This window comes from Streptomyces sp. NPDC043685, assembly GCF_056436585.1.
The window spans coordinates 611,856-633,152 of record NZ_JBWKCH010000005.1; the positions used below are offsets into that span (position 1 = coordinate 611,856).

A 21,297-nucleotide genomic window follows, 5' to 3' on the forward strand; every position below is an offset into this window, starting at 1 on the left:
GTGATGTGATCAAGAGATGACCGATCTGCGCATCCGGGCCGCGACGCCCGAGGACCTCGACGCCGTGCTGGCCTTCTGGAAGACGGCGGCCGAGGGCACGAGCATCAGTGACGACCGCGGCGGGGTGGAGCGGCTGGTCGCGCGTGACCCCGAGGCCTTGCTGCTGGCGGAGCTCGACGACGAACTGGTGGGCACGGTGATCGCCGGGTTCGACGGCTGGCGCTGCCACCTGTACCGGCTGGCCGTGCACCCGGAGCGGCGCCGCCGCGGCATCGCGTCCGCGCTGCTCGCCGCCGCGGAGGAGCGTTTCGTGCGGCTCGGCGGGCGGCGCGCGGACGCGATGGTGCTCACCCGCAACGAGACAGCGCACCGGGCGTGGGACGCCGCCGGTTACGGGCCCGAGGAGCAGTGGCGGCGCTGGGTGAAGCCGCTCGCCGGCCAGGGGGCGCACCCGGCCTCGTGATCGCCCCGGAGAGGACTTTGCCCATCCTTTACGCTTGATTGGCCACTCGGTCCTGCATGAAAGGTTGTGAGCGTCCGCCCATGGGCGAGCCTCCCCGTGCGCGACACCGCGCGTTCCGTCCCGTCCTGGACAACCATGGGACGGGGGTGAACCGATGACCGAAGTGCTCCTCCTCCTGGCGGCGATCCTGCTCTCGCTCGCCTGCGGCGCCTTCGTGGCGGCCGAGTTCTCGCTGACCACGGTCGAGCGCGCGGAGCTGGAGCGGGCCGTCGAGCGCGGCGAGCGGGGTGCGCAGGGCGCCCTGAAGGCCGTACGGAATCTGACGTTCCAGCTTTCCGGCGCACAGCTCGGCATCACGGTCACCAACCTGGTGGTCGGCATGCTCGCCGAGCCGTCGATCGCCGCCCTGATCGCCGGGCCGCTGGAGGGCCTCGGCATCTCGCGCTCGGCGTCGCACAGCGTCGCGCTGGTGCTGGGCACGGCGGTGTCGACGGTGTTCCTGATGGTCGTCGGCGAGCTGGTCCCGAAGAACTGGGCGATCTCCTCGCCGCTGGCCGTCGCCAAGACCGTGGGCAACGCGCAGCGGTGGTTCAGTGCCGCGTTCCGGCCCTTCATCACGCACCTCAACAACACGGCGAACCGGGTCGTGCGGCGGATCGGTGTCGAGCCCGCGGAGGAGCTCGCCTCGGCGCGCGGGCCGCAGGAGCTGGCGGCCCTGGCCCGGCACTCCGCGAAGGAAGGCGCCCTGGAGCCCGACACCGCCGAGCTGTTCGTGCGGACCCTGAACCTCGCCGACCTGACCGCGGAGAACGTGATGACGCCCCGGGTGCAGGTCGTCGCCCTGGAGGTGCAGGCGACCTTGGAGGACGTCGCCAACGCGACCCGGGCGACCGGTCTGTCCCGGTTCCCGGTCTACCGCGGGACCCTCGACTCGGTCGTCGGAACGGCCCACGTCAAGGACGTGCTGGCGGTGCCCGCCGAGCGCCGCACCCGGATCTACGTCTCCGAGCTGATGCGCGAGCCGCTGCTGGTCCCGGAGTCGCTCACCGTCGACCGGCTCCTGGACCGGCTCTCCGGCAAGCGCACGATGGCCGTCGTGATCGACGAGTACGGCGGCACGGCGGGTGTCGCCACCCTGGAGGACATCGTCGAGGAGGTCGTCGGCGAGGTCCGTGACGAACACGACCCGCACGAGACCCCGGACCTCGCCCCGGCCGGCACCGACGAGGCCGGACACCCGCTGTACTCGGCCGACGGCTCCGCACGCGTGGACCACCTGGAGCGCGTCGGGCTGCGCGCCCCGGACGGGCCCTACGAGACGCTCGCCGGGCTGGTGGCCACCGTGCTGGGCCGGATACCGGCCGCCGGTGACACCCTCGAGGTCGCCGGCTGGCACCTGGAGGTCCTCGACGCGACGGGCCGCCGCGCCGCCCGGGTCCGGCTGCGCGCCCCCCTCGACGACCACAGGCCCGAGGAGAAGGGGGTGGAGCTGTGACCGCCGTCCAGCTGCTCATCGGACTGGCGACGCTGGTCGTCAACGCCTTCTTCGTGGGCGCCGAGTTCGCGCTGATCTCGGTTCGCCGCAGCCAGATCGAACCCCACGTCGACCGGGGCGACCGGCGCGCCAAGAGCGTGCTGTGGGGCCTGGAGCACGTGTCCGCGCTGATGGCCGCGGCCCAGCTCGGCATCACGCTGTGCACGCTGGTGCTGGGCGTGGTGGCCGAGCCGGCGATCGCGCATCTGCTGGAGCCGGTGTTCCACGCGGTGGGCGTGCCCGAGGGCGCGGGGCACGCGGTGTCCTTCGTGATCGCGCTGGCCCTGGCGACCTATCTGCACATGCTGCTCGGCGAGATGGTGCCGAAGAACATCGCGCTGGCCGAGCCGGTGCGCAGCGCCCTGGCACTCGGTCCGCCCCTGGTGGCGCTGTCCCGGGCGCTGCGCCCGGTGATCTTCACGGTGAACGCCTTCGCCAACGCCCTGCTGAAGCTGCTGCGGGTGGAAGCCCGGGAGGAGGTCACCGCCTCCTACTCGGACGCGGAGATCGCGCAGATCGTGAAGGACTCCAGCGAGGCCGGCCTGATCGACGACCGGGCCCAGGAGCGGCTGCGCGACGCGCTGGAGCTCGGCCGCCGTCCGGTGCGGGACGTGGTGCTGCCGCTGGAGCGCGTGGTGTACGCGAGCGTGGGGATCACACCGGAGGGGCTGGAGCGGCTGTCGGCTGAGTCCGGGTTCTCCCGCTTCCCGGTGGTGGACGAGGGCCGGCGGATCGTGGGCTACCTCCATGTGAAGGACGCCCTGGACGCCGCCGGACGGAACGCGCCGTTCCGGCTGCGTGACATGCGGCCCATCGCGCGCGTGGTGGAGCGCACACCGCTGGACGACGTCCTGACGGCGATGCGGGGCAGCCGGACGCACCTCGCCGCCGTCCTCGGGGCCGACGGGCGGATGGCCGGGCTGGTGACCATGGAAGACGTGCTGCGGGAGCTGTTCGGCCAGCGCGCGTGAAGTCGGCGGGCCGCGGAAGGACGCCGCACTCGGGCCCGGAGGCCCGACCGACTGCTGGGTATATGCACGGGATACCCTTTCCGTCGCCATGCAGAAGAACCCCACCTACAGCAGCCTGGTCGCCGTCGGCGACTCCTTCACCGAGGGCATGTCGGACCTGATGCCCGACGGCACCTACCGGGGCTGGGCCGACCTGCTCGCCGCGCGGATGGCGGCCCGCACACCCGGCTTCCGGTACGCCAACCTCGCGGTGCGCGGCAAGCTGATCCGGCAGATCGTCGACGAACAGGTCGACGTCGCGGCGGCCATGGGCGCCGATGTGATCACCCTGGTCGGCGGCCTCAACGACACCCTGCGGCCCAAGTGCGACATGGGCCGGGTGCGCGGGCTGCTGGAGGAGGCCGTGGAGAAGCTGGCCCCCGCGTGCCGGCAACTGGTCCTGATGCGCAGCCCGGGCCGGCAGGGTCCCGTCCTGGAGCGGTTCCGGCCGCGCATGGAGGAGCTGTTCGCCTGCATCGACGAGCTGGCCGCCCGGCACGGCGCGATCGTCGTCGACCTGTACGGCGCGCCCTCCCTGAGCGACCCGCGGATGTGGGACGTGGACCGACTGCACCTGACGGCCGAGGGCCACCGCCGGGTCGCGGAGGCGGTGTGGCAGACGCTGGGCTACGACCCCGAGGACGCCGACTGGCACACGCCGATGCCCGCGACGCTCCCGCCGGGCTGGGTCATGCGCCGTGTGGCGGACGCGCGCTTCGCCCGGCAGCACCTGCTGCCGTGGATAGGCCGCCGCCTGACGGGCCGCTCCTCGGGCGACGGCATGCCCCCGAAGCGGCCGGAGCTGCTGCCGTACGAGGACCTGGCGTAGCCGCAGGTGGAGACGGCCCCGGCGCTCTCGTAGGTTCCGACAACGACACCCGCGGCGCTGGCCTGCACGAATCGCCAGTAGAATCCGTGCACGTGACTTCCGCTCCCGCCAAGCCCCGCATCCCGAACGTCCTCGCCGGACGCTACGCCTCCGCCGAGCTCGCCACGCTCTGGTCGCCCGAGCAGAAGGTGAAGCTGGAGCGGCAGCTCTGGCTCGCCGTGCTGCGGGCCCAGAAGGACCTCGGGATCGAGGTGCCGGACGCGGCGCTCGCCGATTACGAGCGTGTTCTCGACACCGTCGACCTGGCCTCGATCGCCGAGCGCGAGAAGGTCACGCGGCACGACGTGAAGGCGCGGATCGAGGAGTTCAACGACCTCGCCGGGCACGAGCACGTGCACAAGGGCATGACCTCCCGCGACCTCACCGAGAACGTCGAGCAGCTCCAGATCCGCCTCTCGCTGGAGCTGGTGCGCGACCGCACGGTCGCCGTCCTGGCCCGGCTCGGCAGGCTCGCCGGCGAGTACGGCGAGCTCGTCATGGCCGGCCGTTCGCACAACGTGGCCGCCCAGGCCACCACCCTGGGCAAGCGTTTCGCCACCGCCGCCGACGAGCTGCTGGTCGCCTTCGGCCGCGTCGAGGAGCTGCTGGGCCGCTACCCGCTGCGCGGCATCAAGGGCCCGGTCGGCACCGCGCAGGACATGCTGGACCTGCTGGGCGGGGACGCGGCCAAGCTCGCGGACCTGGAGCAGCGGATCGCCACGCACCTGGGCTTCTCGCAGGCCTTCACCTCGGTCGGCCAGGTCTACCCGCGCTCGCTGGACTACGAGGTCGTGACGGCGCTGGTGCAGCTGGCGTCGGCCCCGTCGTCGCTGGCCAAGACGATCCGGCTGATGGCCGGGCACGAGTTGGTCACCGAGGGCTTCAAGCCCGGCCAGGTCGGCTCCTCGGCGATGCCGCACAAGATGAACACCCGCTCGTGCGAGCGCGTCAACGGCCTGATGGTGATCCTGCGCGGCTACGCCTCGATGACCGGTGAGCTGGCGGGCGACCAGTGGAACGAGGGCGACGTGTCCTGCTCGGTGGTGCGCCGGGTCGCGCTGCCGGACGCGTTCTTCGCGCTGGACGGCCTGCTGGAGACGTTCCTGACGGTGCTCGACGAGTTCGGCGCGTTCCCGGCGGTCGTCGCCCGGGAGCTGGACCGCTACCTGCCGTTCCTCGCCACCACCAAGGTGCTGATGGGCGCCGTGCGCGCGGGCGTGGGCCGGGAGCTGGCGCACGAGGCGATCAAGGAGAACGCCGTCGCCTCCGCGCTCGCCATGCGCGAGCAGGGCGCCGAGCGCAACGAGCTGCTGGACAAGCTGGCCGCCGACGCGCGCATCCCGCTGGACCGCGACCAGCTGGACGCGCTGATGGCCGACAAGCTGTCCTTCACCGGTGCCGCGGGTGACCAGGTCGCCGCCGTCGTGGCCCGGGTCGAGGAGATCGTCAAGCAGCACCCCCAGGCCGCGGGCTACACGCCCGGGGCGATCCTCTGACACGCCGCCCGGGTAGCCGACGGTGCCGCGTTTCACGCCCGAGGAGCTTCAGGCCGCCCGCGACCGCGTCGTGCCCGACGTGGTCGCGGAGGGGCTGCGTGTGCTGTTCTGCGGGATCAACCCCGGGCTGATGACGGCCGCGACGGGCCATCACTTCGCCCGCCCGGGCAACCGCTTCTGGCCGGCGCTGCACCGGTCCGGATTCACCCCGCGGCTGCTGAAGCCGGCCGAGCAGCGGGAGTTGCTGTCGTACGGGCTCGGCATCACCAATGTCGTGGCGCGGGCCTCGGCCCGGGCCGACGAGCTGAGCGCCGAGGAGTACCGGGAGGGCGGGCGGCTGCTCGCGGCGAAGGTGGAAGAGCTGCGTCCGCGCTGGCTGGCCGTGGTGGGGGTGACCGCCTACCGCGCCGCGTTCGACGACCGCAAGGCGCGGGTGGGACCCCAGGCGCGGACGATCGGGGACACGCGCGTGTGGGTACTGCCCAATCCGAGCGGACTGAACGCGCACTGGACGCTGGAGACGATGGCGCAGGAGTTCGGGCGGCTGCGGGAAGCCGCCGAGGACTGATCCGCTACGGCGGGTCCGTCTCCGTGACCAGGGCCAGCAGCTGGACCTCCCGCGCCGGGTCCCGGTCGGCCACCGCCACGGCGACCCAGCGGCCCGTGCCCTCCACCTCCCACAGGTGCGCGACGCCCGCCCGCGCGCTCAACTCGGCCCACGGCGCGGGTATCTCCTCCCGCTCGGTGCGCAGCAGAACGGTCCGCAGGTTGTACGGGTCGGTGTCGCCCCAGCGGGAGGCGAGGAGCTCGTAGACGGCGTCCCGGTCCTTCTCGAACTGGTCGATCGCCACCGCGCGGGCGGCCGGGTCGTCGGTCGCGGCCTCTAACACCGCGAGGTGGTGACCGGGCCCCGAGACGCCGACGTCCGACGGGCCGTGCTCCGCCGGAAAGGGGCGGTAGCACAGCTCGTCGATGAGCGCGATGTGCTGTGCGATGTTCATGGGTCCAGTAAACCGCCCACCACTGACAGTTGGCGGGGCATCATCCGGCCCTCCGTCAGGCGTCCCTACGGCGCACGCTCCAGGCTCCCGCCAGCAGGGCCGCGGCCGTCCACAGCGCGGTCACCGCCAGTCCCGACCAGGGGCCGAGGGTGCCCTCGGGGGCCTCCCTCAGGACCAGTTGCCCCGCCTTGTCGGGCAGGAAGTCGGCGACCGTGCCCGTCGCGTCGCCGATCACGAACGACACGACGAGGACGAACGGCACCAGCAGGGCGAGGGTCGCCACGCCGCTGCGCAGCAGGGCGGCGATCCCGGCGGCGAACAACGCCATCAGCATGAGGTAGACGCCGCAGCCCACGACACCGCGCACCTGCTCACCGGCGTCGAGCCCGTCGGCCGCGGCGCCGAGGCCCGCCCGGGCGGCGAGGAGCGAGGCGAGGGCGGTCACCAGCCCCACGAGGAGCGCCGGTACGGCGATGACGGCCGCCTTGGCCGCGAACCACCGGCCGCGCCGCGGCACCGCGGCCAGCGACAGCCGCAGCGCCCCCGGGTGGAACTCCGACGACACGGCCATGGCCCCGAAGGCGATGGCCGCGATCTGGCCCGGCAGGACACCGGACAGGGCCATGAACAGCGGATCGAACCCCGGGTCGGAGGCGTCGGAGACCCCGGCGATCGCGGAGAAGGCCGTGGTGGCAGCGAACAGCGCCAGCAGCGCGCCCGGCAGCGAGCGCAGCGTGCGGATCTTCAGCCACTCGGAGCGCAGCAGGGGTGTGACGTGCATGGTCAGGCCTCCAGGGGCTGTGCGGCGAACTCGGTCTCGGCACCGGTGAGGTCGAAATAGGCCTGCTCCAAGGTGCCCTCCTGGGCGGCCAGTTCCAGGACCGGGACGCCCGCGGCCGAGGTGATGCGGCCGATGTCGTCCACGCGGGCGTCGTGCACGCTCCAGTGCCCGTCCGCATGTTCCTCGGCGGCGTGGCCGTGCCGGGCGAGGGCCGACCGAAGGGCGACGGGGTCGCTCGTGCGGATCCGTACGCGGGGCTGCACGCGCGCGTGGATGAAGTCCCGCATCGGGGTGTCGGCGAGCAGCCGGCCCCGGCCGAGGACGACGAGGTGGTCGGCGAAGGACGCGGTCTCGTTCATCAGGTGGCTGGAGACCAGCACCGTGCGGCCCTCGCCGGCGAGCCGCCGCAGCAACGTCCGGATCCACACGATGCCTTCGGGGTCCAGGCCGTTGGACGGCTCGTCCAGCATGACCACCTCGGGGTCGCCCAGCAGGGCGGCGGCGATGCCGAGCCGCTGGCGCATGCCCAGGGAGTAGGTCCGCACGCGGCGCCGGGCCACCGACGCCAGTCCCGTCTCCTCCAGCAGCTCGTCGACCCGTCGCTCCGGGATGCGGTTGCTCGCCGCCAGGACACGGAGGTGGTCGCGGGCGGTGCGGGAGCCGTGCGCGGCCTGGGCGTCGAGCAGGGCGCCCACGTGGCGCAGCGGTTCACGAAGCACCGGGTAGGGGCGGCCGCCGATCGTGGCGGAACCGGAGGTCGGCCGGTCGAGGCCGAGCACCAGCCGCATGGTGGTGGACTTCCCGGCGCCGTTCGGGCCGAGGAAGCCCGTCACGCGGCCGGGCAGCACGCGGAAGGTGAGCCGGTCCACGGCTCGCCGGCTGCCGAACTCCTTGGTGAGGTCCTGGACGTCGATGCTGGTCATGGCAGCAGCGTGGCCGACGGACCGGGCCGCGGGCCTCCCCCTGCGGTGGCGGTCGTCTCCCCCGTGCGGGGGAGGCTCACCGCCGGTGGGGGCTGGCACGATGACGCCATGGTCCGCATGCTGCGCCCCTTCACCCGGGCGGTGACGTACACCCGGTGGCTGCACCTCGCCATGGCCATCGTGTGGCCCGCCCTGTGGCTGTTCATCGACGAGGCGTGGTGGACCGTGGGCACGGCGACCGTGCTGCTCGCTCTCGCGGGCCTCGTCCCCGCCATGCGGGTGGTGGAAGGGCTCCAGGCCCGGCTGCTGCTGACCGGCCATCGGGACGGCGGCCAGGGCCCGGAGATCGTGGTCGCCTCCTCGTCCACCTGGGGCGACCGGGGGCGGATGGTGGTGTGGCTTCAGGCGCGCTTGTTCCTCGGGGTCCTGGTGAGCCATCTGTGCGTCCAGCTCCTCCTGCTCACGCTGGACCTGGTGTCGACGTCGTTCAGCGGTGAGCGCGCGGGCGACGCCTGGCTCGCCGTGGAGGGCCCTCACCGGTGGCACGTCCTGCTCGCGCCCCTGCCCCTGGCCGTGGCGGCCGGTGTCGTGGTCGGTTCGGGGCACCTCATCACCCGCATCGCCCTGCGTCTGCTCGGCCCCTCCCCCGACGAGCGGCTCGCCGCGCTGGAGGAGCGCACGGAGCAGCTCCTCGAACGCACCCGTATCGCCCGCGAGTTGCACGACTCCATCGGTCACGCGCTCACCGTCGCCGTCGTGCAGGCCGGAGCCGCCCGGGCGGCGGGTGATCCCGCCTTCACCGAGCGCGCCCTCAGCGCCATCGAGGAGACGGGCCGGGCGGCGCTGGAGGACCTGGAGCGGGTGCTCGGCGTCCTGCGCGAGTCGGAGAAGCCGGTGAGCGGCCGGCCGACCCTCGCGGACGCCGACCGCCTGCTGGAGTCGGCCCGGGCGGCGGGGGCGAAGGTCGACGCCGAGGTGAGCGGCCCGGTGGAGAGCGTGCCCGGGCCGGTCTCCCGGGAGGGGTACCGGATCCTCCAGGAGTCGCTGACCAACGTCCTGCGGCACGCCGGGGCGGTCCCGGTGCGCGTCCGGGTGCGGGTGGCCGGCGACTCGGTCGTCCTCGCGGTACGCAATCCGCTGCCGGCCGGGACGTCCGGTTCCGGGCGCGGCAGCGGCCTGCGCGGCATACGGGAGCGCGCGGCGCTGCTGGGCGGGCGGGCCAGGACCGGACCCGACGCGGGCGAGTGGCAGGTTCATGCCGAACTGCCGCTGAGTTGATCTACGCTGGTCCGATGCCGGTCACCGTTCTCCTCGTCGACGACGAGCCCCTCGTGCGCGCGGGGCTTCGGGCCGTGCTGGAGGCACAGCCCGACATCGAGGTCGTCGGGGAGGCAGCGGACGGGGCGGCGGTGATCCCGCTCGTGCGGCGGCTGCGGCCGGACGTGGTCGCCATGGACGTCCGGATGCCGCTGATGGACGGCATCGAGGCCACCCGGGCGCTGCTGCGAACGGTGGACGAGCCGCCCCGGATCCTCGTGGTGACGACCTTCGAGAACGACGAGTACGTGTACGAGGCGCTGCGGGCGGGAGCCGACGGGTTTCTCCTCAAGCGGGCCCGGCCCGCCGAGATCGTGCACGCGGTGCGGCTGATCGCCGAGGGCGAGTCACTGCTGTTCCCGGCCTCGGTGCGGCAGCTCGCCGCCGAGTACGGCGACACCGGCGGCAACCGCGCGGCCCGGGCCGTGCTGGAGCGGGCCCGGCTGACCGAACGCGAGGCCGACGTGCTGCGCCTGATGGCGCGGGGTCTGTCGAACGCGGAGATCGCCGCCCGGCTGGTCGTGGGGACCGAGACCGTGAAGTCACATGTCAGCTCGGTGCTGGCGAAGGTGGGGGCGCGGGATCGCACCCAGGCGGTGATCGTGGCGTACGAGTCGGGCTTCGTGGCGCCGGGCTGATCGGCGAGGACCGGTGCCCCGCCCCTCGCCGGGGTGTGCCGTGCCGAAGTACGATCCGGCCATCACGCGCACGACCTGGGAGGACGGACGGTGGGGCGGCTGACCGGCGGGGACCCCTCGCTGCTGCGAAGGATCAACTCCGCGGTGGTGCTGCACGCGCTGCGTGCCACGGACTGCGCGACGCTGACCGAGATCACCCGGGTGACGGGGCTGTCCCGGCCGACGGTCGAGGGGGTCGTCGAAGGGCTCATCGAGGCCGGGCTCGTCGTCGAGAAGGCGGCCGAGGAGGGCGCCGCCCGGCGGCAGGGGCGTCCGGCGCGGCGGTTCCGTTTCCGGGCGGAGGCCGGGCATCTGCTGGGGCTGGAGATCGGGGCGCACCGGGTGGCCGCGTTGCTGTCCGACCTGGACGGCCGGGTCATCGGCGCCCAGGCCAAGGACGTGCCCGAGACGGCGGGGGCGGACGAGCGGCTGGAGCGCCTGCGCGGGGCCGTCGCCGAGCTGCTGCGGCGGGCCGGGGTCGCGCGCGGTTCGCTGCGGGCCGTGGGCGTGGCGACACCCGGGATCGTCGAGGCCGACGGCACGGTACGGCTGGGCACGGCGCTGCCGGGGTGGACGGGGCTGCGGCTGGGCGAGCGGCTGAGCCGGTCGTTCAAGTGCCCGGTGCTGGTCGAGAACGACGCCAACGCCGCGGTGGTCGCCGAGCACTGGAAGGGCGCGGCCACCGAGTCGGAGGACGTGGTGTTCGTGCTGGCGGGGCTCAGTCCGGGCGCCGGTTCGCTGATCGGGGGGCGGCTGCACCGGGGCTACGGCGGAGCGGCCGGCGAGATCGGCGCGCTGCATCTGCTGGGCCGGGGGGTGACGCCCGAGACCCTGCTCTCGACCACCGACGAGCCTTTGCACCCGCTCGACGAGCAGGCCGTCGCCGAGGTCTTCGCGCAGGCCCGCGAGGGCGACCGGCAGGCCCGGGCGGCGGTCCACCGCTTCCTCCAGCGCCTGGTCCACGACGTGGCGGCCCTCGTCCTCGCCCTGGACCCGGAGCTGGTCGTCATCGGCGGCTGGGCGGCGGGCCTGGACGGCGTCCTGGCCCCCCTCCGCGAGGAACTCGACCGCTACTGCCTGCGCCCGCCGAAGGTGACCCTCTCAGGCCTGGGGGACGCGGCGGTGGCCACCGGCGCCCTGCGCCTGGCCCTGGACCACGTGGAGGAGCAGCTGTTCACGGTGGAGCCGCGCTCCTTTTAGGGGCACCGGGTACCACGCGATCGGCCGCACCGGACGCGTGGCCCCGGTGCAGCGGGCCGTGACGCCAGGGACGGGCGGCGACGGGCACGCCCCCCCCCATCGCGCCGCGCCGCCTCAGGACGACCTCTCCGGGCGGCGCCACTCAGCGCACCGCACGGCCTCGGGTCAGGACGCCTGCTTCTGGGGTCCGGCGTGGATCTCCACACCCCCCGAGTCACCGAAGGTGAGCCGGCAGGTGTCGGCGCGATACGTCGCCACCGACAACGCCGCCGTCCGGCCCCCGGCGACGAACCGCGTGGTCACCACCAGCACGGGCGCCCCGGGCAGCCGGTCCAGCTCCTTCGCCTCGTCGGCTCCGGCGGACCCGAGCTCCACCGCGTTCTCCTGCCGCTCCAGGTCCAGCCGCTGCAGTTCGCGCAGCACCGCACGGGCGCGGGCCGCTCCGGACGGCGTGTCGATGCCGGAGAGGTCGGGCACCGAGGGCTGCGGGATGTAGAGCAACTCCGCGGCCACCGGCCGGCCGTGCGAGACGCGGGAGCGGCGCACGATGTGCACGGACTCCTCCTTGCCGGTCCCCAGCGTCTCGGCGACGGCCGCCGGGGGCGCCGCCGCCGTGCAGTCGACGGGCTGCCAGGCGTCCTCGGGACCGCCCGGCCAGGTGTGCGGGCCGGTGCCGAGGGAGACGCCCACGCGCGGCGGCGCGACGGTCGTCCCCACCCCCCGGCGGCGCTGCAGCCTGCCTTCGAGTTCGAGCTGCTCCAGTGCCTGGCGGAGCGTGGCGCGGGCGACGCCGAAGCGGGCCGCGAGGTCGCGCTCGTTCGGAAGGATCTCCCCCACCGAGAACTCCGAGTCGAGCGCCTGACTGAGCACGGTCTTGAGATGCCAGTACTTCGGTTCCTGTACCGATTCCAGCTGCGTGGTCCCCACCCTGTCCTCCGCAATCGCCGTGGTCGGCAGCGTTTTAGCGCCCTTGTTTATTAAAGGTTGTTGCACTTCTCTGCGACCATAGGGCGGCCCTGATCCTTGGTCAAGACCAATGGCCGGGAACGTTCACGGCCCCGTGACAAGGCCTCCCGAGCGACTCCGGGAGGTCCGGTCACCCGGCGGCCAGCGACCGCAGTTTGTCGGGGTTGCGGATGATGTAGACGGCTTGGACGCGGCCGTCGGCGACGTCGACCTGGAAGACGGAGTCGGGCTTGCCGTCGGAAAGGATCAGCGCGGCCGGGCCCGCGTTGAGTTCCAGGAACCGCACGGACAGCCCCGGGAGGTTCTTCTGAGCGACGCCGACCAGGAAGCGGCCCACCTTGTCGGCGGACTCCAGCACCCGCAGCGGCGCCTGCGCCTTGCCGCCGCTGTCGCCGACCAGCCGGACCTCCGGGGCGAGCAGCGCCATCAGCCCTTCGAGGTCGCCCTCGGCAGCGGCGGCGAGGAACCGTTCGGTGACGTTCCGGCGCTGGGCGGGGTCGACCTCGTAGCGCGGGCGCCGCTCGTCGACGTGCCTGCGGGCCCGCCCGGCCAGCTGGCGCACCGCCGGTTCGCCGCGGTCGAGCATGGCGGCGATGTCGGCGTAGGGGAAGCCGAAGGCCTCGCGCAGCACGAACACGGCCCGCTCCAGCGGTGACAGCGACTCCAGGACGACGAGGACGGCGAGCGAGACGGAGTCGGCGAGCACGGCCCGCTCGGCGGTGTCGGGCACGGTGTCGCCGAAGTCGGTGACGTAGGGCTCGGGCAGCCAGGGGCCGACGTACGTCTCGCCGCGGGCCTTGATCTGGCGCAGGCGGTCGATGGCGAGCCGGGTGGTGATCCGCACGAGGTAGCCGCGTGGTTCGCGCACGTCGTCGCGGGCCGCGCCGGACCAGCGCAGCCAGGCCTCCTGGACCACGTCCTCCGCGTCGGCCACGCGGCCCAGCATGCGGTAGGCGACGCCCAGCAGGACCGGGCGGTGCGCTTCGAACACGTCGGTCGCGGTCTCGGTGGTCACGGCTCCATCCCAGCCCACCGCTGCGGCCCTGTCCAGGCGGAACCGTCCCTTCCCGGACAGAATGGCCGACAGGGCGCCGGTGATCGGCGCACGGCTGCGGAGGTGGCGATGCGGTACGCGGTGCTGGGCACGGGACAGGTCGGACGCACGCTCGGCGGGCGGCTGGTGGAGCTGGGGCACGAGGTGCGGCTCGGCTCGCGCACGCGGGACAACACCGCCGCCGTGCAGTGGGCGGCGGCCGCCGGGCCGCGGGCGGGCGTGGGGACGTTCGCCGAGGCGGCCGGGTTCGGCGAGGTCGTGGTGAACGCGGTCGGCGGGCGGGTGGCCCTCACCGTGCTGGAGGCGGTCGGGGCGGAGAACGTCGAGGGGAAGGTCCTCGTGGACGTCTCCAATCCGCTGGCGTTCGAGGAGGGGGAGCCGCGGCTGTCCCCGGTCGGGTCGGACAGCGTGGGTGAGCAGATCCAGCGGGCGTTTCCCGGGGCGCGCGTGGTGAAGACGCTCAACACGGTCAACTGCCGGGTGATGGTGGAACCGGCGCGTGTGCCCGGTGAGCACAACGTCTTCGTGTGCGGGGACGACCCGGACGCCAAAGAGCGGGTGACGGCACTGCTCGGGGAGTTCGGCTGGCCGGCGGACCGGGTGCTCGACCTCGGCGGCATCCGGGCGGCCCGCGGCGTGGAGATGTGGCTGCCCCTGTGGGTCGGCCTGTTCCAGAAGTTCGGGCACGGCGAGTTCAACCTGGAGCTGCGCCGGGCCCGTTGAGCGGCCGTGCCGCGCACCGGCGACACCATGGGGCTACCGGCGGGTAGCAATTGCTGACAAGCTGTCTACGGCGTCCGTCAGCGAGCACAGCCGAGGAGCACCCCATGTCCGCCACCGTCTCCTTCACCGTCGCCTCCCCGCAGGGCGAGCGCGGCGTGACCCTGGCCTACACCCGCCGGGGCAGCGGCGAACCGCTGCTCCTGCTGCACGGGATCGGCCACCACCGGCAGGCGTGGGAACCGGTGATCCCGGCACTCGCGGCCGAACGCGACGTGATCGCCGTGGACCTGCCCGGCTGCGGTGAGTCACCTGCCCTCCCGGACGGCATGGCGCACGACCTGCCCACGATGAGCACGGTCCTCACGGCACTGTGCGAGGCGCTGGAGATCGAACGGCCGCACGTCGCCGGCAACTCCCTGGGCGGCCTGCTGGCGCTGGACCTGGCCCGGACCCGACGCGTCCGCTCGGTCACCGCCCTGTCCCCCGCCGGGTTCTGGAACGACGCCGAGCGCCGCTACGCCTTCACGGTGCTGGCGACGATGCGGCAGATCGCCCGGCGCATGCCGCCGCCCCTGGTGGAACGGCTGGCCCGCCCGGCCCTGGGCCGCACCCTCCTGACCAGCACCATCTACGCCCGCCCGGGCCGCCGTTCGCCCGAGGCCGTGGTCGCCGAGACGCTGGCGCTGGCCCGGGCCCAGGGGTTCTCCGAGACACTGCGCTCCGGCCGGACCGTGCGGTTCACCCACGACATCGTGGGCACGCCGGTCACGGTGGCGTGGGGCAACCGGGACCGGCTGCTCATCCCCCGCCAGGGCGTGCGCGCCAAGGGCGTCATCCCCGGGGCCCGGCTGGTGCGCCTGCCCGGCTGCGGGCACGTCCCGATGAACGACGACCCGGCGCTGGTGGCCCGGGTCGTGCTCGACGGCAGCCGCTGAGCCGCCCAGGGGGTCGGCGCTGCGTCTAAGGTCTGCCCCCATGAGGTCACCACAGAGCGCCCCGGGCGAGGGCGAGGCGTCCGCCGCCTGGGAACTGCTGCTCCCCGCCGCCTCCGCACCGGCACGCACCCGGGGCCGTTCCCTCCAGGCGGCACTGCGCGAGGCGGTCCGCTCGGGCCGCCTCGCGCCGGGCACCCGGCTGCCGTCGAGCCGGGACCTCGCCGCCGACCTCGGGGTGTCGCGCGGCCTGGTCACGGAGGCGTACGAGCAGCTGACGGCGGAGGGTTACCTGCGCAGCGGCCGGGGCGCCGGGACGTGGGTGGGCGCGGCGGTCCGGGCCGCGCGGCCGCGGGCGCACGACCTCGCTCCCCGCTCGCCCGGCACCCGGGCGGACTTCGTCCCCGGGACACCGGACCCGGCCCTCTTCCCCCGCGCGGCGTGGGCCGCGGCGCACCGCGGTGTGCTGGCCGGACTGCCCCACCAGGAACTCGGGTATCCCGATCCGCGCGGACTCCCGCGGTTGCGTACCGCGCTGGCCGAACTGCTCGCCCGGCGGCGGGGCGTGGTGGCCGACCCCGAGCGGATCGTGGTGGTCTCGGGGGTGACCCAGGCGACGACCCTGCTCGGTTTCGCGCTGCACGCGCGCGGGATGACCACGGTGGGCGTGGAGAACCCGGGCAGCCCCCAGCACGACGCGCTGTACGGCGCGGCCGGAGTCAGAGCCGTACCGCTGCCGGTGGACGAGGAGGGGGTCGCCCCGAAGTCTCTGTGGGCGTCGGGCGTACGGGCCGTGGTGACGACTCCGGCCCACCAGTTCCCCACCGGCATCGCCTACTCGGCCCGGCGCCGCGCCGCGTTGCTGGACTGGGCGCGGTCCGTCGACGGCATCGTCCTGGAGGACGACTACGACGGCGACTTCCGCTACGACCGGGCGCCCGTCGGTGCCCTCCAGGGCCTCGACCCGGACCACGTCGCCTACACGGGCTCGGTCAGCAAGTCCCTCGCCCCGGGCCTGCGGCTGGGCTGGCTCCTGGTGCCGGAGTCCTGGGCGCAGGAGATCGTCGAGCGCAAACGCGCCATGGATCTCGGCCACCCGGCCCTGGACCAGGCGCTGTTCGCGCGTTTCCTGGAGCGCGGCGACTACGACCGCCAGCTGCGCCGCTGCCAGCGCGCCTACCGCGAGCGGCGTGACGCGCTGGTCGCCGCCCTGGACACGCACTTCCCCGGCGCGCAGGTGTCCGGGATCGCCGCGGGCCTGCATGTGATCGTCACGCTGCCGGCGCGGTGCGTACCCGAGGAGCGCTTCCTCGCACGGGTGGCGGCGGCAGGGGTGGCGGTACGCCCGCTGTCGGCGTACCGCCACCCCGGCACCGGGTCCGGGGAAGCCGAGAGGATCCGGCTCGTCCTGGGCTATGCCCATGTGTCCCCGGCGCGGATCGCCGAGGGCGTGCGCCTGATGGCGCAGGCCGCGGCCGGGTGAGGCGGCCGGTTCGCCGGTTCCCTCACCCCGCGGCCGGTTGTTCACTTGGGGTTCGTGTGCGCGCCGCGGCGGGCCAGTAGGTGTGGCTGTGCACACTTGGCCGGATCCCGTCCCTGGAGGCGCATCCATGTCCCACCGTCCGTTGCCCGGGCGCCGTAGCGTCCTGCGTGGCTCCCTCGCCGCGTCGGCGGCCCTGTCCTTGCCCACCGCCCTCGGCGCGGCACCCGCCTTCGCACGCTCGGGGCGCCCGACGGCGGGATGGGGTGTGCAGGCGGGAGACGTGACCTGCGACTCCGGGCTGGTGTGGGTGCGCTCCGACCGGCCGGCCCGGATGGTCGTCGAGACCTCGGCCACCGAGTCGTTCCGCAACGCCCGCAGATGGCACGGCCCGCTGCTGGGCCCGGGCACCGACTTCACCGGCACGACCCGGCTGCGCGGCCTGCCGTCCGGCGAGCAGATCCACTACCGCGTGCTGCTCGCCGACCCGGACGACCCGCGCCGCACCGGTGAGCCGGTCACCGGCACCTTCCGCACCGCGTCCGCCAAGCGCCGCGACGGCGTGCGGTTCGTCTGGTCCGGCGACCTGGCCGGGCAGGGCTGGGGCATCAACCCGGAGTTCGGCGGCTACACGATCTACAACGCGATGGCCGCCCTCGACCCGGACTTCTTCCTGTGCAGCGGCGACAACATCTACGCCGACGGCCCGATCACCCAGGCCGTGTCCCTGCCCGACGGCCGGACCTGGCGGAACATCACCACCGAGGAGAAGGCGAAGGTCGCCGAGACGCTCGGGGAGTTCCGCGGCAACTTCCGCTACAACCTGCTCGACGAGAACCTGCGCGCCTTCAACGCCCGGGTCCCGTCCATCATCCAGTGGGACGACCACGAGGTCACCAACAACTGGTACCCGGGCGAGATCCTCACCGACGCCCGGTACACCGAGAAGCGCGTCGACGTGCTCGCCGCCCGCGCCCGCCGGGCCTTCTCGGAGTACTTCCCGATCTCCACGCTGCGCCGCCCCGACGGCCGGGTCTACCGCGTGCAGCACCACGGGCCGCTGCTGGACGTCTTCGTCCTGGACATGCGCACCTACCGCAACGCCAACTCGCCGGACGACCAGCCGGCCGACCCGCAGGGCATCCTCGGCCGCGAGCAACTCCAGTGGCTCAAGCGCGAGCTGTCCCGCTCCCGGGCCGTGTGGAAGGTGATCGCCTCCGACATGCCGATCGGCCTCGTCGTCCCGGACGCGCCGAACATCGAGGCCGTCGCTCAGGGCGACCCCGGCGAGCCGCTCGGCCGCGAACTGCAGATCGCCGAACTGCTGCGGTTCGTCAAGCACCGCCGGATCACCGGCACGGTGTGGCTGACCGCCGATGTGCACCACACCTCGGCGCAGCACTACCAGCCGTCGAGGGCCGCCTTCACCGACTTCGAGCCGTTCTGGGAGTTCGTCTCGGGCCCGCTCAACGCCGGTGCCTTCCCGGCGAACGCGCTCGACGGCACCTTCGGCCCGGACCGCGTGTTCGTGAAGGCCCCGACGACCGCCAACGTGTCGCCGGCCGGGGGCTTCCAGTTCTTCGGCGAGGTCGACATCGACGGCCACAGCGGGGAGCTGACGGTCCGTCTGCGGGAGCAGGACGGCACCGTGTTGTTCACGCAGGTGCTCCAGCCGGGCCGGGTCGGCCAGTAGTACGCAACGCAACGTTTGAAACGACGGTGAAGGGGGGAAGCTCCCCCCTTTACCCGGTGGTCACAAAGCGTTCTCGATCGTGCAACACCGCTCCGTCACAGTGGGTGCATGACGCGAGACGTGACTTCTGTGCCGCACCACTTCGACGACTGCCGCACCGCCACACCGTGGCAGCGGATCGCGCAGGCGTTCCGGACATGGCGAACACGCCGCCACGAACACGCCCCGCCGACCGGTGATACCGGGTCCCCGGCGCCACAGGCGGTGCCGGGGGCGAACACCCTGTGGCGGATGCGGACCACGGTCCAGGACGAGCCGGGATCGCTGGCGGTCCTCTGCGCGGCCCTGGCGGGACAGCGCGTCGACATCCTGAGCCTCCAGACGCACCCGCTGGGCGCGGGCACGGTCGACGAGTTCCTGCTGCGGGGCCCGGACGGTCTGTCGGCGTCCGCGATCACCACGGCCGTCGAGTCGGCCGGTGGCGCCGACACCTGGATCGAGCGGGCCGACGCGCACGACCTGGTGGACGCGCCGACCCGGGTCCTCGGGCTCGCCGCCCGCACCGCCCTGGACTCGGCGGAACTTCCCCTGGCCCTGCGGCAGTTGCTCGGCCGGTGCACGATCCGCTCCCAGCCCGCTCCGGCCGGCGCCGGCCAGGCGCCGGGCAGCGCGCCGGTGGAAGGGGCCCTGGACGACACGGTGATGCGGCTGCGCGCCCCGGAAGGCGGAGTGATCACCGTGGAGCGCCCGTATCTGCCGTTCACACCGACCGAGTTCGCCCGGGCCAGGGCCCTGGTGGAACTGGACGCCCGGCTCGGCCCGCGCCTCCCGCACGGCCGGGAGGAGCTCACGCTGGCCGAGGGCAGCGACCTCACCGTGCGGCGGGCCGACACACGTGACCTCGAAGCGGCCAGGGCGATGCACGAGCGGTGCTCGGCGCACACGCTGAAGCAGCGCTATCACGGGCCCGTGGGTGACGCCGACCGGTACCTCACCCACCTGCTCGGGCCGCGCCACGGCCGCACTCTGGCCGTGCAGACCGCCTCCGGCCGGATCGTCGGGCTGGGCCACCTTCTGTGGGACGGGGACGAGACGGAGGTCGCGCTGCTCGTCGAGGACGCGTGGCAGCGGCGGGGTGTCGGGGCGGAGCTGCTCGGGCGGCTGGTCGGGATGGCCGTCGAGGCCGGTTGCTCGAGCGTGTACGCCGTGACGCAGGCGTCCAACACGGGGATGGTCGCCGCGATGCGCGGGCTCGGGCTGCCTCTGGACTACCAGGTCGAGGAAGGGACGCTGGTCATCACGGCCAGGCTGGGTGAGGCGGTCGTGACGAGCGCGGAGGAGCTCGGGAGCGCCTCCGCGTCGTAGGGGCGTTCGTCAGTGGGCGGCTGCGGGTGCGCTGTGGCTCGTCGCGCGGTGCCCCGCGCCCCTGGCGGGGCGTCCCAGCGCCTGGTCGAGATCGGACCAGAGGTCCTCCACGTCCTCCAGGCCCACCGACATGCGCAGGAGCTGGTCGCCGACCCCGGCTCCCCGGCGGTCGTCCGCGTCGACGATGCGGTGGCTGATGGAGGCCGGGTGCTGGATGAGGGTGTCCACGCTGCCCAGGCTCACCGCCGGGGTGATGAGGCCCACCCCGGCGATGACCTCGTGGGGGTCGCCGTGCACCTCGAAGGCGACCATGGCGCCGCCGATGCGCGGGTAGTGCACCCGGGCGATCCGCGGGTCGGCGGCCAGGCGCCGCACCAGTTCGGCGGCGGTGGCGGAGGCCGCCCGGACCCGGACCGGCAGGGTGGACAGGCCGCGCAGCAGCAGATAGCCGGCCAGCGGGTGCAGGACACCGCCCGTGGCGAAGCGCACCTGGCGCAGCCGTCCGGCGAACTCCTCGTCGCAGGCGACCACGCCGGCGAGCACGTCGCCGTGCCCGCCGAGGTACTTGGTGGCGCTGTGCAGGATCAGCCGGGCGCCCTGCTCGGCGGGGCGCTGCAGAACGGGTGTGGCGAAGGTGTTGTCCACCAGCAGCGGCACCGAACCGCAGGCGTGGGCGACGGCCCGCAGGTCGACCTCGGCGAGGGTCGGGTTGGCCGGGGACTCGACCAGGACCAGACCGGTGTCCGGGCGCAGCACGTCGGCGACACCGGCCGGGTCGGTCCAGGTCACCTCCGAGCCGAGCAGTCCGGCGGTCAGCAGATGGTCGCTGCACCCGTAGAGGGGCCGTACGGCCACGACGTGGCGCAGGCCCATCGCGCCGCGGACGAGGAGGACGGCGCTCAGCGCCGCCATGCCGCTGGCGAACGCCACCGCCGCCTCGGTGCCCTCCAGCCGGGCCAGGGCGGTCTCGAAGCGGGCGACCGTCGGGTTGCCGAGCCGCCCGTAGACCGGCGGGCCGTCCGGCTCGGCGCCGGTGGTGGCGAACGCGTCGATGCGGGCCGCCTCGCCCCGGCTGTCGTAGGACGGGTAGGTGGTGGACAGGTCGATCGGCGGGGCGTGCAGCCCCTGCCGGGCGAGGTCGTCCCGCCCGGCGTGCACGGCCTCGGTGGCGAGGGCTCGCGGTGCGGTGCGTACGTCGTCGTGGGCGCGCGTGCTCGTTGTGTCCATGTCCATGGTGGGCAAGAGTGAACAGGGACCGGGTCTTCGGCGCACAACCCCGTGTTACGTTCGGCCCATGGCTGAATCCGTCGCACTGGATCCGGTGGATCTCCATCTGCTGCGCCTGTTGCAGAACGACGCCCGGGCGACGTACCGGGATCTCGCCGCGCAGGTCGGGGTGGCGCCGTCGACCTGTCTGGACCGGGTGACGCGGCTGCGCCGCTCGGGCGTGATCCTCGGGCACCGGCTGGAACTGGATCCGGCCAAGCTGGGGCGCGGCCTGGAGGCCCTGTTGTCGGTGCAGGTCAGACCGCACCGGCGGGAGCTGGTGGGGCCGTTCGTGGAGCGGATCCGCGCTCTGCCGGAATCGCGGACGGTCTTCCATCTGACCGGGCCCGACGACTACCTGGTCCATGTCGCCGTCGCCGACATGGCCGATCTCCAGCGGCTGGTGCTGGACGAGTTCACCTCGCGACGGGAGGTGGCGCGGGTGGAGACCCGGCTGATCTTCCAGCAGTGGGAGTGCGGGCCGCTGCTGCCGCCTTCGCCCACGGCTCAATCCGCGTGACGTGCGCGGTCCCTCGTACGAGGATGGC

General features: G+C 73.6%; 21 protein-coding genes. 15 read left to right on the forward strand and 6 right to left on the reverse strand.

The annotated features are described in order from the left end of the window. The first annotated feature begins 16 nt into the window (after nucleotides 1-16). The 6 genes from AC0665_RS19685 (at nucleotide 17) to mug (ending at nucleotide 5,939) form a co-directional block, all read left to right on the forward strand. Complete coding sequence (locus AC0665_RS19685; protein WP_468405086.1) at nucleotides 17-463, forward strand: GNAT family N-acetyltransferase; 447 nt, start codon at nucleotides 17-19, stop codon at nucleotides 461-463. 154 nt (nucleotides 464-617) lie between these two features. After that, entirely contained in the window at nucleotides 618-1,958 is a 1,341-nt protein-coding gene (locus AC0665_RS19690) for a hemolysin family protein (RefSeq protein WP_478608085.1), read from the forward strand. Further along, nucleotides 1,955-2,968, forward strand: coding sequence for a hemolysin family protein (locus AC0665_RS19695; RefSeq protein ID WP_468405082.1), 1,014 nt, complete (start codon nucleotides 1,955-1,957; stop codon nucleotides 2,966-2,968). The genes AC0665_RS19690 and AC0665_RS19695 overlap by 4 nt, the downstream gene beginning before the upstream one ends. Before the next feature lie 88 nt (nucleotides 2,969-3,056). Beyond that, on the forward strand, nucleotides 3,057-3,836 hold the full coding sequence (locus AC0665_RS19700; RefSeq protein WP_468637908.1) for an SGNH/GDSL hydrolase family protein: 780 nt from the start codon (nucleotides 3,057-3,059) through the stop codon (nucleotides 3,834-3,836). A gap of 92 nt (nucleotides 3,837-3,928) precedes the next feature. Then, nucleotides 3,929-5,371 (forward strand): adenylosuccinate lyase, encoded by a 1,443-nt coding sequence (gene purB / locus AC0665_RS19705; RefSeq protein ID WP_478608079.1) that lies wholly within the window; start codon nucleotides 3,929-3,931, stop codon nucleotides 5,369-5,371. Between the two features lie 22 nt (nucleotides 5,372-5,393). Continuing rightward, nucleotides 5,394-5,939 carry a G/U mismatch-specific DNA glycosylase gene (gene mug / locus AC0665_RS19710; protein ID WP_468405077.1) on the forward strand — a complete coding sequence of 182 codons (546 nt, stop codon included), beginning with the start codon at nucleotides 5,394-5,396 and terminating at the stop codon, nucleotides 5,937-5,939. A gap of 4 nt (nucleotides 5,940-5,943) precedes the next feature. Here the strand turns inward: mug and AC0665_RS19715 are convergent, their stop codons facing one another. From AC0665_RS19715 to AC0665_RS19725, 3 genes are read right to left on the reverse strand one after another with little or no spacing between them, the layout of a single operon-like run. Beyond that, nucleotides 5,944-6,372: a hypothetical protein gene (locus AC0665_RS19715; protein WP_468405075.1), complete on the reverse strand. Its 429-nt coding sequence runs from the start codon at nucleotides 6,370-6,372 to the stop codon at nucleotides 5,944-5,946. Between the two features lie 55 nt (nucleotides 6,373-6,427). Continuing rightward, nucleotides 6,428-7,153, reverse strand: coding sequence for an ABC transporter permease (locus tag AC0665_RS19720; RefSeq protein WP_468405073.1), 726 nt, complete (start codon nucleotides 7,151-7,153; stop codon nucleotides 6,428-6,430). A 2-nt stretch (nucleotides 7,154-7,155) separates the two neighbouring features. After that, nucleotides 7,156-8,076, reverse strand: a complete 921-nt coding sequence (locus tag AC0665_RS19725) for an ATP-binding cassette domain-containing protein (RefSeq protein ID WP_468405071.1) — start codon at nucleotides 8,074-8,076, stop codon at nucleotides 7,156-7,158. Nucleotides 8,077-8,184: 108 nt separating this feature from the next. On the opposite strand from AC0665_RS19725, the gene AC0665_RS19730 reads away from it, so the two are divergent. The 3 genes from AC0665_RS19730 to AC0665_RS19740 all read left to right on the forward strand — a co-directional run bounded on the left by AC0665_RS19730 (nucleotide 8,185) and on the right by AC0665_RS19740 (nucleotide 11,270). After that, a complete protein-coding gene (locus AC0665_RS19730) occupies nucleotides 8,185-9,354 on the forward strand; it encodes a sensor histidine kinase (RefSeq protein ID WP_478705451.1) in 1,170 nt (389 codons plus the stop codon). A gap of 14 nt (nucleotides 9,355-9,368) precedes the next feature. Continuing rightward, on the forward strand, nucleotides 9,369-10,031 hold the full coding sequence (locus tag AC0665_RS19735; RefSeq protein WP_468405067.1) for a response regulator: 663 nt from the start codon (nucleotides 9,369-9,371) through the stop codon (nucleotides 10,029-10,031). A gap of 90 nt (nucleotides 10,032-10,121) precedes the next feature. Then, entirely contained in the window at nucleotides 10,122-11,270 is a 1,149-nt protein-coding gene (locus tag AC0665_RS19740; protein WP_478608073.1) for an ROK family transcriptional regulator, read from the forward strand. Nucleotides 11,271-11,435: 165 nt separating this feature from the next. On the opposite strand, the gene AC0665_RS19745 is transcribed toward AC0665_RS19740, so the two are convergent. Together AC0665_RS19745 and AC0665_RS19750 are read right to left on the reverse strand one after the other, a co-directional pair. Continuing rightward, nucleotides 11,436-12,197, reverse strand: a complete 762-nt coding sequence (locus AC0665_RS19745; protein ID WP_366051857.1) for a GntR family transcriptional regulator — start codon at nucleotides 12,195-12,197, stop codon at nucleotides 11,436-11,438. A 169-nt stretch (nucleotides 12,198-12,366) separates the two neighbouring features. Next, nucleotides 12,367-13,251, reverse strand: a complete 885-nt coding sequence (locus AC0665_RS19750) for an RNA polymerase sigma-70 factor (protein ID WP_468405061.1) — start codon at nucleotides 13,249-13,251, stop codon at nucleotides 12,367-12,369. A gap of 108 nt (nucleotides 13,252-13,359) precedes the next feature. On the opposite strand from AC0665_RS19750, the gene AC0665_RS19755 reads away from it, so the two are divergent. The 5 genes from AC0665_RS19755 to AC0665_RS19775 all read left to right on the forward strand — a co-directional run bounded on the left by AC0665_RS19755 (nucleotide 13,360) and on the right by AC0665_RS19775 (nucleotide 19,483). Next, a complete protein-coding gene (locus AC0665_RS19755; RefSeq protein ID WP_478705452.1) occupies nucleotides 13,360-14,013 on the forward strand; it encodes an NADPH-dependent F420 reductase in 654 nt (217 codons plus the stop codon). Between the two features lie 104 nt (nucleotides 14,014-14,117). Then, complete coding sequence (locus AC0665_RS19760) at nucleotides 14,118-14,948, forward strand: alpha/beta fold hydrolase (RefSeq protein WP_468405056.1); 831 nt, start codon at nucleotides 14,118-14,120, stop codon at nucleotides 14,946-14,948. Between the two features lie 40 nt (nucleotides 14,949-14,988). Beyond that, nucleotides 14,989-16,428, forward strand: a complete 1,440-nt coding sequence (gene pdxR, locus AC0665_RS19765; RefSeq protein ID WP_478705453.1) for a MocR-like pyridoxine biosynthesis transcription factor PdxR — start codon at nucleotides 14,989-14,991, stop codon at nucleotides 16,426-16,428. Nucleotides 16,429-16,555: 127 nt separating this feature from the next. Further along, nucleotides 16,556-18,118 carry an alkaline phosphatase D family protein gene (locus tag AC0665_RS19770; protein ID WP_478705454.1) on the forward strand — a complete coding sequence of 521 codons (1,563 nt, stop codon included), beginning with the start codon at nucleotides 16,556-16,558 and terminating at the stop codon, nucleotides 18,116-18,118. A 108-nt stretch (nucleotides 18,119-18,226) separates the two neighbouring features. After that, nucleotides 18,227-19,483, forward strand: coding sequence for an N-acetyltransferase family protein (locus AC0665_RS19775; protein WP_478705455.1), 1,257 nt, complete (start codon nucleotides 18,227-18,229; stop codon nucleotides 19,481-19,483). A 9-nt stretch (nucleotides 19,484-19,492) separates the two neighbouring features. Here AC0665_RS19775 and AC0665_RS19780 read toward each other — a convergent pair whose 3' ends face one another. Continuing rightward, entirely contained in the window at nucleotides 19,493-20,710 is a 1,218-nt protein-coding gene (locus AC0665_RS19780; protein WP_478705499.1) for a trans-sulfuration enzyme family protein, read from the reverse strand. A gap of 67 nt (nucleotides 20,711-20,777) precedes the next feature. Between AC0665_RS19780 and AC0665_RS19785 the strand changes: the two genes are divergently transcribed. Next, complete coding sequence (locus tag AC0665_RS19785; RefSeq protein WP_468405048.1) at nucleotides 20,778-21,269, forward strand: Lrp/AsnC family transcriptional regulator; 492 nt, start codon at nucleotides 20,778-20,780, stop codon at nucleotides 21,267-21,269. Nucleotides 21,270-21,297 lie beyond the last annotated feature (28 nt).